The organism is Pseudomonas sp. B21-010, assembly GCF_024749325.1.
Lineage (GTDB): Bacteria > Pseudomonadota > Gammaproteobacteria > Pseudomonadales > Pseudomonadaceae > Aquipseudomonas > Aquipseudomonas kilonensis.
In genome coordinates this window covers 567,344-584,146 of the sequence record NZ_CP087198.1, presented here as the reverse complement: position 1 = coordinate 584,146, position 16,803 = coordinate 567,344, and the positions used below count along the sequence as shown (strand labels likewise).

Annotated in this window: 9 protein-coding genes and 1 pseudogene; 7 read left to right on the top strand and 3 right to left on the bottom strand. The window is 61.9% G+C overall.

All coding sequences use genetic code 11. The annotated features are described in order from the left end of the window. The first annotated feature begins 221 nt into the window (after window positions 1-221). The gene (locus tag LOY50_RS02560) at window positions 222-716 is read left to right on the top strand and encodes a DUF2165 family protein (protein ID WP_043042997.1); all 495 of its coding nucleotides are present in this window, start codon (window positions 222-224) and stop codon (window positions 714-716) included. 88 nt (window positions 717-804) lie between these two features. On the opposite strand, the gene putP is transcribed toward LOY50_RS02560, so the two are convergent. After that, window positions 805-2,289 carry a sodium/proline symporter PutP gene (gene putP / locus LOY50_RS02555; RefSeq protein WP_253471177.1) on the bottom strand — a complete coding sequence of 495 codons (1,485 nt, stop codon included), beginning with the start codon at window positions 2,287-2,289 and terminating at the stop codon, window positions 805-807. A gap of 463 nt (window positions 2,290-2,752) precedes the next feature. Between putP and putA the strand changes: the two genes are divergently transcribed. Together putA and LOY50_RS02545 are read left to right on the top strand one after the other, a co-directional pair. Then, on the top strand, window positions 2,753-6,706 hold the full coding sequence (gene putA, locus LOY50_RS02550) for a trifunctional transcriptional regulator/proline dehydrogenase/L-glutamate gamma-semialdehyde dehydrogenase (protein ID WP_253471175.1): 3,954 nt from the start codon (window positions 2,753-2,755) through the stop codon (window positions 6,704-6,706). A 244-nt stretch (window positions 6,707-6,950) separates the two neighbouring features. Further along, window positions 6,951-8,753, top strand: a complete 1,803-nt coding sequence (locus LOY50_RS02545) for an acyl-CoA dehydrogenase (protein WP_253471173.1) — start codon at window positions 6,951-6,953, stop codon at window positions 8,751-8,753. Window positions 8,754-8,959: 206 nt separating this feature from the next. Here the strand turns inward: LOY50_RS02545 and LOY50_RS02540 are convergent, their stop codons facing one another. Continuing rightward, a complete protein-coding gene (locus LOY50_RS02540; protein ID WP_003197073.1) occupies window positions 8,960-9,262 on the bottom strand; it encodes a cell division protein ZapA in 303 nt (100 codons plus the stop codon). Continuing rightward, window positions 9,259-9,489, bottom strand: coding sequence for a hypothetical protein (locus LOY50_RS02535; RefSeq protein ID WP_253471171.1), 231 nt, complete (start codon window positions 9,487-9,489; stop codon window positions 9,259-9,261). Before LOY50_RS02535 ends, LOY50_RS02540 begins: the two co-directional genes overlap by 4 nt. A 194-nt stretch (window positions 9,490-9,683) precedes the next feature. Here LOY50_RS02535 and LOY50_RS29030 point away from each other — a divergent pair. From LOY50_RS29030 to mscK, 4 genes and pseudogenes are all read left to right on the top strand, one after another. Continuing rightward, a pseudogene (locus LOY50_RS29030) lies at window positions 9,684-10,472 on the top strand (MCP four helix bundle domain-containing protein); the annotation flags it as partial. Between the two features lie 30 nt (window positions 10,473-10,502). Next, on the top strand, window positions 10,503-11,375 hold the full coding sequence (locus LOY50_RS29025; protein WP_408980854.1) for a methyl-accepting chemotaxis protein: 873 nt from the start codon (window positions 10,503-10,505) through the stop codon (window positions 11,373-11,375). 282 nt (window positions 11,376-11,657) lie between these two features. Continuing rightward, complete coding sequence (locus LOY50_RS02525) at window positions 11,658-13,400, top strand: potassium/proton antiporter (protein WP_253471166.1); 1,743 nt, start codon at window positions 11,658-11,660, stop codon at window positions 13,398-13,400. Window positions 13,401-13,434: 34 nt separating this feature from the next. After that, complete coding sequence (gene mscK / locus LOY50_RS02520; protein ID WP_258690245.1) at window positions 13,435-16,797, top strand: mechanosensitive channel MscK; 3,363 nt, start codon at window positions 13,435-13,437, stop codon at window positions 16,795-16,797. The last annotated feature ends 6 nt before the right edge of the window (window positions 16,798-16,803 follow it).

Below are 16,803 nucleotides of genomic sequence, written 5' to 3'. Positions count from 1 at the left end.
AGGGGGAGTGGATTGGAGGTCAGGAAAAACAGATTTGCCTTACAGCCAATGAGCTAAAAGCGGCAAGACGTGATGCATTTTCCGATAGACATTCGTGGCATCGCGGCCAACCGCAACCATCCCACGAATGAATCAGCCGTTTCCTGCAACACGGCGGATCTCGGCGCCGTAACAGCCGTGATAACGTGTGCTGGTCGCAAAAAAAGCAAAGGATGCACGGCATGACGACACGTTACGCAAAGATCGCAATGACCCTGGCGCTCGCCGCATTCGCCTTCCTGACGGTGTTCAATAACATCACGGACTACAGCTCCAACTTCAATTTCGTCCATCACGTACTGAGTATGGATACCACCTTTCCCGACAACGCCGCCCGGTATCGGGCCATCGATCAACCGTGGATGTGGCACGGGGCCTATTGGCTGATTATTCTCGGCGAAGCGATGACGGCAGGGTTGCTGGGCTACGGCGCACTGGAACTGTGGCTGGCACGCCAAGCCGAGGCCGCGGTTTTCGCCCGTGCCAAGCGCTGGGCCGTTGCCGGCCTGACGGTGGGTTTCTTCGTCTGGTTCTTTGGTTTCATGGTGGTCGGTGGCGAGTGGTTCCTGATGTGGCAATCAGAAATCTGGAATGGCCAGGACGCTGCGTTCAGGTTCTATATGGCGATTTTGGGGGTGTTGATCTTTCTCAACCAACCTGACGCCAATCCGGACTGAGCCCCATGAAAAAACGGCCCGCCTCCATTGGAGACGGGCCGTTTTTATGCAAGTCGTCCTGCGAGCCATCAAGGCCCCGCCGAAGGCCTTACTGGTTCAGGCGAAAATCTTTTTCCGCCGCGTCGAAGCGCTGCAGCATACCGGCGGTAGGCGAGCCCGCCTTGCTGACCAGGTAGATAGCCAGGCTGGCGAAGATGAAGCCTGGGATGATTTCGTACAGCCCCAGCAACGCGAAATGCTTCCAGACGATCACGGTGATCGCACCCACCAGGATGCCGGCGAGCGCGCCATTGCGGGTCATGTTCTTCCAGATCACGGAGATCAGGACAACCGGGCCGAAGGCGGCACCAAAACCGGCCCAGGCGTAGCTCACCAGGCCCAGTACACGGTTTTCCGGGTTGGCGGCCAGGGCGATGGCGACCAAGGCCACCAGCAGCACCATGGCGCGGCCGACCCAGACCAGTTCCAGCTGGGAAGCGCCCTTGCGCAGGAAGGTTTTGTAGAAGTCTTCGGTCAGGGCACTGGAGCACACCAGCAACTGGCAGCTCAGGGTACTCATCACCGCCGCCAGGATGGCCGACAGCAACACACCGGCAACCCATGGGTTGAACAGTATTTTCGCCAGCTCGATGAACACCCGCTCAGGGTTCTCGGTCACGGGACCGGCCACGTCAGGGTGCGCCGAGAAGTAAGCGATACCGAAGAAGCCCACGGCCACGGTGCCGCCCAGGCAGAGGATCATCCAAGTCATGGAAATGCGACGAGCCTTGGCGATCGACTTGACCGAATCCGCCGCCATGAAGCGCGCCAGGATGTGCGGTTGGCCGAAGTAGCCCAGGCCCCAGCCCATCAGCGAGATGATGCCGATGAAGGTGGTGTTTTTCAGCATGTCGAACGACGTAGGATCTTTTGCTTCGATAGCCAGGAACGTGGTGTCCACACCACCGGTAGCCAGCAGCACGATGATCGGCGTGAGGATCAGCGCAAAGATCATCAGGGTGGCTTGTACGGTGTCGGTCCAGCTCACGGCCAGGAAACCACCGACGAAGGTGTAGGCGATGGTCGCCGCAGCACCGGCCCATAGCGCCGTCTCGTAGGACATGCCGAAGGTGCTTTCGAACAGACGGGCGCCGGCAACGATGCCGGAAGCGCAATAGATGGTGAAGAACACCAGGATCACCACCGCAGAGATGATCCGCAGCACACCGCTCTTGTCTTCGAAACGGCTGGAGAAGTAGTCCGGCAGCGTCAGTGCGTCACCGTTGTGCTCGGTCTGTACCCGCAGGCGACCGGCCACGAACAACCAGTTCAGGTAGGCACCGGCGATCAGGCCGATGGCGATCCAGCTTTCCGACAGGCCGGACATGTAGATCGCACCAGGCAAACCCATCAACAACCAGCCGCTCATGTCGGAAGCGCCGGCAGACAGTGCCGTCACGACGCTGCCCAGGCTACGACCGCCCAGGATGTAATCGGAAAGGTTATTGGTGGAGCGGTAAGCCATCAGACCGATCAGGACCATGGCTGCGATATAGATCACGAAAGTGATCAAGGTGGGATTACTAACACTCATGAGTTACGCCCTGGCTTTGTTTTTATGTAGCGGTGGCAGTTTAAAGCGTCGACAACACAGACGTTGTAGCGACGATTTACAGTCCCGCGAATTTATGACTGATGTTTCCCCAGGAAAGCCATCAGCCGATGCCCCTCGGCTTTTGAACCGGTTGCACCTTGGCCGCGAATGCTATTCAACAAATCAAATAAGGTGCAACCAGTTTCGTTCGAATAAGTTGCACCTGATCGATTTTATCGCCAAATCTGTGTTTTTTGCTCCCTTTTAGTGCAGTTCCCAGCACCCAGCTAGAAGCCAAAGCACTAAGCCAGTGCAGGATCAACCGGGCAATATTTGCTTCCGGATGAGCTGCCTGTCATTTCGAGAAAAAAAGGGTTGCACCCGGTTGCACCTCAATCATCGCGCAGCTAATCTTGCCGCCAGCTGATGCCACGCGATACGTGGTAAACATGAGGATAAAAATATGGCTACCACCACCCTTGGGGTCAAACTCGACGACCCGACCCGCGAACGCCTCAAGGCGGCCGCAACCTCGATTGATCGCACGCCGCACTGGCTGATCAAGCAGGCAATTTTCAATTACCTGGAAAAACTCGAGGGTGGTGCAACCCTGACCGAGCTGAACGGCTCACCTCGCACCGACAGCGACGATGCTGGCGATGTGCAGGTCGACCATGCTCACCAATGCTTCCTCGAATTTGCCGAGAGCATCCTGCCGCAATCGGTCCTGCGCGCCTCCATCACGGCCGCTTACCGTCGCCCAGAGCCGGAAGTGGTGCCGATGCTGATCGAGCAGGCCCGCCTGCCGGCACAAATGGCCGAAGCCACCAACAAACTGGCTGCTTCGATTGCTGAAAAACTGCGCAACCAGAAAAGTGCCGGCGGCCGTGCCGGTATCGTTCAGGGTTTGCTGCAGGAATTTTCCCTGTCGTCCCAGGAAGGCGTAGCACTGATGTGCCTGGCCGAGGCGCTGCTGCGCATCCCGGACAAAGGCACCCGTGACGCGCTGATCCGCGACAAGATCAGCACCGGCAACTGGCAGCCACACTTGGGCAACAGCCCGTCGCTGTTCGTCAACGCCGCCACGTGGGGCCTGCTGCTGACCGGCAAGCTGGTCGCTACCCATAACGAAGCGGGCCTGACCTCTTCCCTGAGCCGCATCATCGGCAAGAGCGGCGAGCCGATGATCCGCAAGGGCGTCGACATGGCCATGCGCCTGATGGGCGAGCAGTTCGTCACCGGCGAAACCATCGCCGAGGCCCTGGCCAACGCCAGCAAGTTCGAAGCCAAAGGCTTCCGCTATTCCTACGACATGCTGGGTGAAGCCGCACTCACCGAACATGATGCGCAGAAGTACCTGGCCTCGTACGAACAAGCCATTCATTCGATCGGCAAAGCGTCCCATGGCCGTGGGATTTATGAAGGCCCAGGCATTTCCATCAAGCTGTCCGCCCTGCACCCACGTTACAGTCGCGCCCAGTACGAGCGCGTCATGGACGAGCTGTACCCACGCCTGCTGTCGCTGACCCTGCTGGCCAAGCAATACGACATCGGCCTGAACATCGACGCCGAAGAGGCCGACCGCCTCGAACTGTCGCTGGATCTGCTGGAGCGCCTGTGCTTCGAGCCGCAACTGACCGGCTGGAACGGCATCGGCTTCGTGATCCAGGCCTACCAGAAGCGTTGCCCGTACGTGATCGACTACGTCATCGACCTGGCACGCCGTAGCCGCCACCGGTTGATGATTCGCCTGGTAAAAGGCGCGTACTGGGACAGCGAAATCAAGCGCGCCCAAGTCGAAGGCCTGGAAGGCTATCCGGTCTATACCCGCAAGGTGTACACCGACGTGTCCTACATCGCTTGCGCCCGCAAGCTGCTGTCGGTGCCGGAAGTCATCTACCCGCAGTTCGCCACGCACAACGCCCATACCCTGGCAGCCATCTACCACATCGCCGGTCAGAATTATTACCCGGGCCAGTACGAATTCCAGTGCCTACATGGCATGGGTGAACCGCTGTACGAACAGGTTGTAGGCAAGGTTTCCGAAGGCAAGCTGAACCGTCCGTGCCGTGTGTACGCTCCGGTCGGCACCCACGAGACACTGCTGGCGTACCTGGTACGTCGCCTGCTGGAAAACGGCGCGAACACTTCGTTCGTCAACCGTATCGCCGACCAGTCCATCTCGATTCAGGAGCTGGTGGCCGATCCAGTGGCCAGCATCGAGCAGATGGCGACGCTGGAAGGCGGTTTCGGCCTGCCGCACCCGCGCATCCCACTGCCGCGCGACCTGTATGGCAGCGACCGCGCCAACTCCAGCGGCATCGACCTGGCCAACGAACATCGTTTGGCGTCGCTGTCCTGCGCCCTGCTTGCCACTGCCCATAACGATTGGACAGCCGTGCCGATGCTCGGCTGTGCCGCCAGCGAAGAAGCCCCGGCCCCGGTACTGAACCCGTCCGATCACCGCGACGTGGTTGGTCATGTACAGGAAGCCACGGTCGTCGACGTCGACAACGCCATCCAGTGCGCCCTCAACGCCGCACCGATCTGGCAAGCCACGCCGCCAGCCGAGCGCGCCGCGATCCTCGAACGTGCCGCCGACCTGATGGAAGGCGAGATCCAGCCGCTGATGGGCCTGTTGGCCCGCGAAGCCGGCAAGACCTTCGCCAACGCCATCGCTGAAGTGCGTGAAGCCGTGGACTTCCTGCGCTACTACGCGGTACAGGCGCGCAACGATTTCACCAACGATGCCCACCGCCCACTGGGTCCGGTGGTCTGCATCAGCCCGTGGAACTTCCCGCTGGCGATTTTCAGCGGCCAGGTCGCCGCTGCCCTGGCCGCCGGCAACCCGGTATTGGCCAAGCCCGCCGAGCAGACGCCATTGGTGGCTGCCCAGGCTGTGCGCCTGATGCTCGAAGCCGGCATTCCGGAAGGCGTGCTGCAACTGCTGCCGGGGCGCGGCGAAACCGTCGGCGCCCGCCTGGTGGGTGACGAGCGGGTCAAAGGCGTGATGTTCACCGGCTCCACCGAAGTCGCTCGCCTGCTGCAACGCAACATCGCCGGTCGCCTGGACAACCAGGGCCGGCCGATCCCGCTGATCGCCGAAACCGGCGGCCAGAACGCCATGATCGTCGATTCCTCGGCGCTGACCGAACAAGTAGTCATCGACGTGGTGTCGTCGGCCTTCGACAGTGCCGGCCAGCGTTGCTCGGCCCTGCGGGTCCTGTGCCTGCAGGAAGATTCCGCCGACCGTGTCATCGAAATGCTCAAGGGCGCCATGGCCGAATCGCGCCTCGGCAACCCCGAGCGCCTGTCCGTGGACATCGGCCCGGTGATCGACGCCGAAGCCAAGGCCGGCATCGAGAAACACATCCAGGCCATGCGCGACAAAGGTCGCACCGTGTACCAGATGGCAATCGCCGACAGCGACGAGTGCAAGCGCGGCACCTTTGTCATGCCAACCCTGATCGAACTGGAAAGCTTCGACGAACTGCAGCGCGAGATCTTCGGCCCGGTGTTGCACGTGGTCCGCTACAAGCGCAAGGAACTGGATCAGTTGATCAACCAGATCAACGCTTCCGGCTACGGCCTGACCCTGGGCGTGCACACGCGCATCGACGAGACCATCGCCAAGGTCATCGACAACGTGCATGCGGGCAACGTCTACGTGAACCGCAACATTGTCGGTGCTGTGGTCGGCGTGCAGCCGTTTGGCGGCGAAGGCCTGTCGGGGACCGGTCCCAAGGCCGGTGGTCCGCTGTACCTGTACCGCCTGCTGTCGACACGTCCTACCGATGCGATCCAGCAATCCTTCGTCCGTGGCGATGCCCTGGTGGCGCCGGACCTGCGTTTGCGCGAGGCCATGGGTAAACCGCTGGCCGCGCTGCAAGCCTGGGCCGACAGCCAGAAGCTCGCCGAACTGAGTGCCGTGTGCGTGCAATTCGCAGCCCAGTCGCAAAGCGGTATTACCCGGACCCTGACCGGCCCGACCGGCGAGCGCAACAGCTACGCCATCCTGCCGCGCGAGCACGTGTTGTGCCTGGCCGACGTGGAGGGCGACCTGCTGACGCAACTGGCGGCCGTACTGGCCGTGGGCGGCTCGGCCGTGTGGCCGGAAACCGACACCAGCAAGGCGTTGTTTGCACGCTTGCCGAAAGACCTGCAGGCACGCATCCAGCGGGTGGCCGACTGGACCAAGGACGAGGTGCTGTTCGACGCGGTCCTGCACCACGGCGATTCGGATCAACTGCGCGGCGTTTGCCAACAGGTAGCCAAGCGCGCCGGCGCCATCGTCGGGGTCCATGGCCTGTCCCAGGGCGAAACCAGCGTGGCGCTGGAGCGCCTGGTGATCGAGCGGGCCTTGAGCGTCAACACCGCGGCGGCGGGTGGTAACGCCAGCTTGATGACTATCGGCTAAACCGCTGTAGACCAGGCACCTGCAACGGGTGCCTGGCAATCCAATCCCTGTGGGAGCGAGCTTGCTCGCGATAGCGGTGGTTCAGTCAGGAATGTGGTCGACTGAGATACCGCTATCGCGAGCAAGCTCGCTCCCACATTGGGATTAGTGTCGCCCTCACCTCTGCATCACTATCATCAATCATCCTGTTCAGCCTTTATCAGCACGCCTAGACTCGGCCCATCCCAAAAAAAGGTAAGCCGCCATGTCCGAGACGCTGCTCAGTTCCCGCAATCTGGCTTTCGAGCTGTATGAAGTCCTCGATGCCGAGGGTCTGACCCAGCGCGAGCGGTTTGCCGAGCACAATCGCGAAACCTTCGACGCTGCCATCGGTACGGCCCGCAGCATCGCCGAGAAATTTTTCGCACCCCACAACCGCAAGAATGATGAAAACGAACCGCGCTACGAGAACGGCGAGGCGATTCTGATTCCCGAGGTAAAACCGGCGGTGGACGCCTTCCTCGAGGCGGGGTTTCTCAACGCCGCACGCAGCTTCGAGGCAGGCGGCATGCAACTGCCGACGTTGCTGTCCCAGGCCTGCTTCGCGCACTTCCAGTCGGCCAACGCCGCTTCGACCTCTTATCCGTTCCTGACCATGGGCGCGGCGAACCTGATCGAGAGTTTCGGCAGCGAGGAGCAGAAGCAACGCTTCCTGCAACCGATGATCGACGGTCGTTTCTTCGGCACCATGGCCCTGACCGAGCCCCATGCAGGCTCTTCGCTGTCGGATATTCGTACGCGCGCGGAGCCTGCATCCGACGGCACCTATCGACTCAAAGGCAACAAGATCTTCATTTCCGGCGGTGATCATCCGTTGTCGGAAAACATCGTGCACATGGTCCTGGCGAAACTGCCGGACGCGCCGCCGGGCGTGAAAGGCATTTCGCTGTTTATCGTGCCCAAGTTCCTGGTCAACGACGACGGCAGCCTCGGCCAGCGTAACGACGTGCTGTTGGCCGGGCTATTCCACAAGATGGGCTGGCGCGGCACTACCTCCACCGCGCTGAACTTCGGCGACAACGGCGAATGTGTCGGTTACCTCGTAGGCAAACCGCACCACGGCCTGAGCTACATGTTCCAGATGATGAACGAGGCGCGGATCGGCGTCGGCATGGGCGCGGTGATGCTGGGTTATGCCGGCTACCTGTATTCCCTGGAATACGCCCGCGAACGCCCGCAGGGCCGGGTGCCCGACAGCAAGGACCCGACCACCGCCCCCGTGGCGATCATCCAGCACGCCGACGTGCGCCGCATGCTGCTGACCCAGAAGGCCTACGTCGAAGGGTCGTTTGACCTGGGCCTGTACGCGGCGCGCTTGTTCGACGACACCACCACCCTGGACAGCGAAGCCGAACGTCGGCGCGCCCATGAGTTGCTGGACCTGCTGACCCCGATCGTCAAATCCTGGCCCTCTGAGTTCTGCCTGAAGGCCAACGAGCTGGCGATCCAGATTCTGGGGGGCCACGGCTACACCCGCGAATACCCGGTAGAGCAGTATTACCGCGACAACCGCCTGAACCCGATCCATGAAGGCACCCACGGCATCCAGTCCCTGGACCTGCTGGGGCGCAAACTGGCGCAGAACGGCGGTGCCGGGCTCAAGCAATTGATCCGGCTGGTGGCCGACACCACCGAACGCGCCCAGGCGCACGCTTCACTGACGCCGTTGCGCCAGCCGCTGGAAGCGCTGGTGGCGCGCCTGCAAACAGTCACCCTCGGCCTGCTGACGGACCTGGGCCAAGGCAAGGTCAACAGCAGCCTCGCCAACTCGGCGCTGTACCTGAAAGTGTTTGGGCACATGGTGATCGGCTGGCGCTGGCTGGAACAGGCGATTCGTGCCGAGGAAGGCCTGGCCAAGGGCAATGCCGCGGACAGCGATTTCTATAAAGGCAAGCTGCAAGCGGCACGCTACTTCCTGACTTGGGAAGTGCCGGGTTGTCATCATGAGCTGGCGATTCTCGAGGCGCGGGATGATACGTGCCTGGGGATGCGGGATGAGTGGTTCTGAGCCAGCGTTTGTGGTGCGGCTGACGTCCAATCGCGAGCAAGCTCGCTCCCACAGGGGGGCCACGTGGACGCGAAATCTGCGTTCACCACCGATCCACTGTGGGAGCGAGCTTGCTCGCGATAGCGGTGTTTCAGCCAACACACGGGTAACTGTGCTGACGCCTTCGCGAGCAAGCTCGCTCCCACAGTCAACCCTTGCTGGCGGTTTCAGGCCTGCTGGATCGTCTTGGCAATCACATCGACCGTGGCGCTGACTTGCTCTTGGTAACGGTCGAGTTCCGCTTGATGTTGCTTCTGCATTTCCATCTGCTGCGAACACAGGTTCATGGCCGCCAGTACCAGCAGGCGATCACCGATCAGCGTCGGGTATTTCCTTTTCGTGTCGGCCAGTGCGGCCTTGAGCATCGAAGCGGCGTCCAACAGGGCCTGTTCCTGCCCGGCCGGCGCTTTGATTGAATAGTCTTCTCCCAGGATCGAGATGACTGTCACCCCATCGGCGCCGTGCTTCATGCGCTGACAGGCCCGGCGCTGGCGCGCTCGATCAGGGCCTGGATGCGGGCGGCGGTAGCGCCGTGCAGTTCTTCCTGCTCCATCAGGCTCAGTTGCAGGCTTTCGTTTTCATCCTTGGCCTTGGCAAGTTCCGCGCCCAGGGTTTCGTTCAGGCCGGTGAGGTGACGGTTCTGTTGCACCAGGTCGTTGACCAGTTGCTCGAGCTGGCTGAGGGATGTTTCCAACATATTGATTTCCAGGCGTTTTCAAGGGGCGCGTACGATAAAGAAAAGTCACCGTCAATGCCACGGTTTACGGGGCGGCGGTGCGTTTCCGGCGAGTTTTAGAGACTGCGATTCGGGAATCTGGTTCCTACCCTTCGTCGCATCGCACGTGATGCCCTGCGAACAAAAGCACGCGTCGCCCTCAAGACTTTAGTCGTATGACCGATAAGTCAGGGCACAGCAGTTTCAGCCCCGCACGGACGCGGCTACTTCCGGTACTTTCCATGTCTCTACGTAATATGAACATCGCGCCTCGGGCATTCCTTGGGTTTGCCCTGATCGGCGCCCTGATGCTCGCCCTCGGGGTGTTTGCCCTGACCCAGATGAGCAAAATCCGTGATTCGGGCGAAAGCATCGCCCAGAACAGCGTACCCAGCATCAAGGCCCTGAACGAGTTCACCCAACTGACCCTGCGCCTGCGCGTGCTGTCCTATCGCTTGCTGGTCAACCGCGAATCGGACCTCCAGCAGAAAACACTGGACCTGTTCGAGCAGCGCAACCAGCAGATCCGCGCGGCCCAGGCCGCCTATGAAAAGCTTATCAGCGCCCCGGAAGAACGGGCCGCCTACGACCAGTATGGGCAATTGCTGGGGCAGTACCGCCAGCTCGAAGATCAGATGAAAAGCCTGTCGCGCAACAATCAGGTTGATGAACTGCGGACGCTGATCAACACCAAGGTGTTAAGCAACTCCGATGCGATCAACGCTGTGCTCGACCGCCTGATAGACATCAACAACCAGCAAGCCGAGACCCTCAACCAGGGCGCGGCGCAACAATATTCAACCGCCTTCAATTGGGTTGTCACACTGCTGGTCATCGCCACCGGCCTGACCCTGCTGTTCGCCTGGCTGCTGACCAACAGCATTACCAAGCCGATTGCTAACGCCCTGGACGCCGCCGAGGAAATCGCCAAGGGCAACCTGACCCGTCCGATTGCCGTCGATGGCAGCGACGAAGCCGGTCGCCTGCTGCGGGCAATGTCGACCATGCAGGACAAACTGCGCGACACCTTGCAGCGGATCTCCGGCTCGGCCACGCAACTGGCCTCCGCGGCCGAAGAACTCAACAGTGTCACCGACGAAAGTGCCCGTGGCCTGACCCAGCAGAACAACGAAATCGAGCAGGCCGCCACCGCGGTCAACGAGATGACCAGCGCCGTGGAAGAGGTCGCGCGCAATGCGGTGAGCACCTCCGAAGCGTCGAAAAACGCCACCACCTCCGCAGGTGACGGCCGTGATCTGGTACAGGAAACCGTCAGCGCCATCGAACGCATGAGCGCCGATGTGCAAAGCACTGCCACGTTGATCGGCAACCTGGCCAATGAGTCCCGCGACATCGGCAAGGTGCTGGACGTGATCCGCGGCCTGGCCGACCAGACCAACCTGCTGGCGTTGAACGCCGCCATCGAAGCCGCCCGTGCCGGTGAGGCCGGTCGTGGTTTTGCCGTGGTCGCCGACGAAGTCCGCGCCCTGGCCCACCGCACCCAACAGTCGACCAGCGAGATCGAACGCATGATCGGCAGCATCCAGAGCGGCACCGAACACGCTGTGGATTCGATGCGCAACAGCACCGAACGCGCGGAGTCGACGCTGAACATCGCCCGCGGCGCCGGCATGTCCCTGGACACGATCAACACCGCCATCGTCGAGATCAACGAACGCAACCTGGTGATCGCCAGCGCCGCCGAAGAGCAGGCCCAAGTGGCCCGTGAAGTGGACCGCAACCTGGTGAACATCCGCGACCTGTCGGTGCAATCGGCCACCGGCGCCAACCAGACCAGCGCCGCCAGTGCCGAACTGTCGCGCCTGGCCGTGGACCTCAACAGCATGGTTGGGCGGTTCAGCCTTTAACGTCTCACCGCCGATCGTTCCCACGCTCTGCGTGGGAATGCAGCCGGGGACGCTCCGCGTCCCCAAGAGCCGAACGCGGAGCGTCCGTAGATGCATTCCCACGCAGAGCGTGGGAACGAGCGGAGCGTCCGTCGAGGCATCCCCACGCGGAGCGTGGGAACGATCAGCTCCATCCATTCCAACCTTTTTTGACAGCATCACATTTCAACAGGTTAGAATCGCTGGCACGCAGACTGCATGGTCAATCTGCGCCCGTCCCCCAGTTTTCCCGGAGTAACGCCTTTGACTGCGACGACCATCAACAGCCTGTTCTTGATCGGCGCGTTGCTGGTAGGTGCGAGCATCCTGGTGAGTTCTCTTTCGTCCCGCCTGGGCATCCCGATCCTGGTGATCATCCTGGCCGTGGGCATGGTGGCCGGTGTCGACGGCGCCGGTATTCTTTTCGATAACTACGCCACGGCTTATCTGGTTGGTAACCTCGCATTGGCGGTCATCCTGTTGGACGGTGGTTTGCGCACGCGGGTGTCGAGCTTTCGCGTCGCACTGTGGCCGGCGTTGTCGCTGGCCACGGTCGGTGTATTGATCACCACCGGTCTGACCGGCCTGGCGGCGGCGTGGCTGTTCAACCTGAACCTGATCCAGGGCCTGCTGATCGGCGCCATTGTCGGTTCCACCGATGCCGCGGCGGTGTTCTCGCTGCTGGGCGGCAAGGGCCTGAACGAACGGGTCAGCGCCACCCTCGAGATCGAGTCCGGCAGCAACGACCCCATGGCAGTGTTCCTGACCGTGACCCTGATCGGCATGCTCGCCAGTGGCGAAACCGGCCTGCATTGGAGCCTGCTGGGGCATCTGATACGCGAGTTTGGTATCGGCGCGGTGCTTGGCCTGGGCGGTGGCTGGCTGATGTTGCAACTGGTCAATCGCATCAACCTGGCCAACGGCCTTTACCCGATCCTGGTCATCAGCGGCGGCCTGGCGGTATTCGCCTTGACCAACGCCCTGCACGGCAGCGGCTTCCTCGCGGTGTATCTGTGCGGCCTGGTGATCGGCAACCGCCCGGTGCGCAGTCGCCACGGCATCCTGCATATGCTCGATGGCATGGCCTGGCTGGCACAGATCGGCATGTTCCTGGTGTTGGGGTTGCTGGTCACGCCCCACGACCTGCTGCCCATCGCCCTGCCCGCCCTGGGCCTGGCGTTGTGGATGATTCTGTTTGCACGTCCGCTGTCGGTCGTGGTCGGCCTGCTGCCATTCAAGGCATTCCACGGTCGTGAAAAAGCGTTTATCTCCTGGGTCGGCCTGCGCGGCGCGGTGCCGATCATCCTCGCGGTGTTCCCGTTGATGGCCGGCCTGCCTCACGCCCAGCTCTATTTCAACCTGGCGTTCTTTATCGTGCTGGTCTCGCTGTTGGTGCAGGGCACCAGCCTGCCGTGGGTCGCCAAGTTGCTGCACGTGACCGTCCCGCCCGAGCCGCTGCCGATTTCCCGGGCGGCGCTGGAAGTCCACGTCACCAGCGAGTGGGAGTTGTTCATCTATCGCCTGGGCGCGGAAAAATGGTGCATCGGCTCGCCCCTGCGGGACCTGAAAATGCCCGAAGGCACACGCATCGCCGCCCTGTTTCGTGGCCAGCAACTGCTCCATCCGTCGGGTAGTACCGTGCTGGAAGTCAATGATTTGCTGTGTGTTATCGGCCATGAACACGACTTGCCGGCCCTTGGAAAACTGTTCAGCCAAGCGCCGCAACGGGGCCTGGATCTGCGTTTCTTCGGCGACTTCGTACTCGAAGGAGACGCCCAGCTGGCAGCGGTTGCGGCGCTGTACGGACTGAAACTGGACGGCATCGATCCCGACATGTCCCTGGGCCGCTTCATTGCCCAGAAAGTCGGTGGCGCGCCGGTGGTCGGCGACCAGGTGGATTGGAACAACACCCTGTGGACCGTCGCGGTCATGGACGGGAACAAGATCGCCAAAGTGGGCGTCAGATTCCCCGAAGGAAGTCGCCCGGGTCCCGGCTTGTTCCTCTAAACTGCTCCCACTCTCACTTGCTCGACCGGTCTTTATGCCTACCCTGCGCTCCTTTTTCGCCATCGCCCTGCTGGGCCTGAGTCTCTCCGTCTGCACACTGCAAGCCGCTGACCTTCCCGCCAGCGCTTCAGTGCAGTCCAGCCTGGACAAGATCGCCGACCGCAAACTGCCGGAAGCCGAGCAGAAAGCCCTGCAGGCGATCTTGCAGAACACGCTGACCCTGCTCAGCAACAAGGCCGACTACGAGCAGAAGCTGCAGGCGCTCAAACAGCAACTGGCCACTGCGCCCAAGCAGAACATCGAGAACCAGCGCGAACTGGCGCGGCTCAAGGGCACCACGGCGGTGCCGGTGGCGCAACGCTACGCCAACCTGCCGATTCCCCAGCTCGAGCAAATGCTCACGGATCGCTCCACCCAGCAGGGTGACCTGCAAAAAGCCCTGGCCGACGCCAACAGTCTGGTCATTACCGCCCAGACCCGCCCCGAGCGGGCCCAGGCGGAAATTTCCAACAGCCAGAGCCGCATCCAACAGATCAACGCCACCCTCAAGGCCGGCAGGGACGCTGGCAAAACCCTGAGCGCCGAGCAGCGCGACCAGCTCAACGCCGAGCTGGCGGCGCTCAATGCGCTGATTCCACTGCGTCGCCAGGAGCTGGCCGGCAACAGCCAACTGCAGGACCTGGGCAACAGCCAGCACGATTTGCTGATGGAAAAAATCGCCCGCATGGAGCAGGAAATCCAGGACCTGCAAAACCTGATCAACCAGAAGCGCCTGGCCCAGTCCCAGGAGACGGTGACCCAGCAATCCATCGAAGCCCAGAAGGCCGGTGGCAGCAGCCTGCTGGCGACCGAAAGCACGGCCAACCTGAAGCTCTCCGACTACCTGCTCAAGAGCACCGACCGCCTCAATGAGGTCACCCAGCAGAACCTGCAGACCAAGCAATTGTTGGACAGTGTCACCCAGACCGACGCCGCCCTGGACGAGCAGATCAGCGTGCTCAAGGGCAGCCTGCTGCTCTCCAAGATCCTCTACAAGCAACGCCAGACCCTGCCGCGCCTGAAGATGGACCAGAACCTGGCCGACCAGATCGCCGACATCCGCCTGTACCAGTTCGAAGTCAGCCAACAGCGCGAGCTGCTGAACAATCCCAGCGCCTATGTCGACAGCCTGCTGGCCTCCCAGCCGTCGGAGCAAGCCACACCGCAACTGCGCAAGACCTTGCTGGAACTGGCACTGACCCGCGTCGACCTGCTGGAACGCCTGAACCGCGAATTGAGCGCAGTGCTCAACGAATCCATCACCCTGCAACTCAACCAGAAACAACTGCTCAGCACCGCCCAGAACCTGCGGGCGACCCTTGAAGAACAGATGTTCTGGATCCCCAGCAACAAACCGCTGGATTTCGACTGGATGCGCGGCGTGCCGATGCGCCTGGAGAAACAGGTCGACTCACTGCCCTGGGCTTCGAGCCTAAGTGAGCTGGCTGATGGCCTGACCCAACGGCCGTTGCTGTTCCTGCCCCTGGCACTGCTGATCGGCGCGCTGCTGTGGCGGCGCAAGAGTCTCTATGCCCGACTGAACAAGGTTCACCAGGACGTTGGCCACTTCAAGCGCGACAGCCAATGGCACACGCCCCAGGCGATCCTGATCAATATCCTCCTGGCGATGCCGTTGGCGTTGGCGCTGGCCCTGTGCGGCTACGCCCTGCAGATCGACGCTCGCGGCCAGAACGCCAACCTCGGCGCGGCGCTGCTGCAGATCGGCCAAGCCTGGCTAGTGTTCTACACAGCCTATCGAGTGCTGGCCCCCGGCGGCGTGGCCGAATTGCATTTCCGCTGGGAGAAACCCCAGGTCGAATTCCTCCAGGGCTGGATCCGTCGCCTCGGGCTGGTGGTGCTGGCGCTGGTTGCCGTGGTGGCCGTCGCCGAACTGCAACCCTCGGCCCTGGCCGACGACGTGCTGGGCATGCCGGTGGTGCTGACCTGCTACGCGTTGATGGCGTGGTTGCTCAGCCGCTTGCTGCTGAGCAGCCCGACACACAAGAACACTTCGCTGTTCCGCAAGGCGGTCGGGGTGCTGTTCACCGCCCTGCCGATCGCGCTGTTCGTGGCGGTGTGCTTCGGCTATTACTACACCGCGCTGAAGCTCAGCGACCGGTTGATCAACACCCTGTACCTGCTGATGTTCTGGCTGGTGATCGAAGCCACCTTCGTCCGCGGCCTGTCGGTCGCGGCGCGGCGCCTGGCCTACCAGCGTGCCCTGGCCAAGCGCCAGGCCGCCAAGGAAGCCGGCGACGGCGAAGCGGTGGTCGAGGAACCGACCCTGGACATCGAGAAGGTCAACGAGCAGTCCCTGCGCCTGATTCGCCTGGCGCTGCTGGGCGGTTTCATCGCCGCGCTGTACTGGGTCTGGTCGGACCTGATCAGCGTGTTCTCGTACCTGGACAACATCACCCTCTACGAATACACCAGCGGCACCGGCGCCAACATGAGCATGGTGCCCATCAGCATTGGCGACATGCTCGGGGCGCTGATCATCATCGGCATCACCTTCGCCCTGGCGCGCAACCTCCCGGGCCTGCTGGAAGTGTTCGTGCTGTCGAAACTGAACCTGGCCCAGGGCAGTGCCTATGCCACCACCACGCTGCTGTCCTATGTGATCGCCGGCGTCGGTTTCGTCACCACCCTGTCCACCCTGGGCGTGAGCTGGGACAAACTGCAATGGCTGGTGGCCGCGCTGTCGGTGGGCCTGGGCTTCGGCATGCAGGAGATCTTCGCCAACTTCATCTCCGGCATCATGATCCTGTTCGAGCGTCCGGTGCGCATCGGCGACACCATCACCATCGGCAACCTGTCGGGCACGGTCAGCAAGATCCGCATTCGGGCGACCACCATCACCGACTTCGACCGCAAGGACATCATCGTCCCGAACAAGACCTTCATCACCGGGCAACTGATCAACTGGTCGCTGACCGACACCGTGACCCGGGTGACCCTGAAGCTGGGCGTGGACTACGGTTCGGACCTGGACCGGGTGCGTGAACTGCTGCTCAAGGCCGCCCGCGAGAATCCACGTGTGCTGAAGGAACCGGAACCGATCGTGTACTTCCTCAACTTCGGTGAAAGCACCCTGGACCATGAGCTGCGCATGCACGTACGCGACCTTGGTGACCGCAACCCGGTACTGGACGAGATCAACCGGTTCATCAACCGTGAGTTCAAGAAGGAGCACATCAACATCTCCTTCCGGCAGATGGAAATCTATCTGAAGAACCTTCAGGGCCAGGAGTACAAGTTGGTGCCCGCCGAGCCCGAGCACAAAACCCTCGGCCCCGTACCCTCGACCGTAGCCAGCATCAAACCGGTGCCAGAGCCGCCGCAAGACACACTCGACTGATGCGCG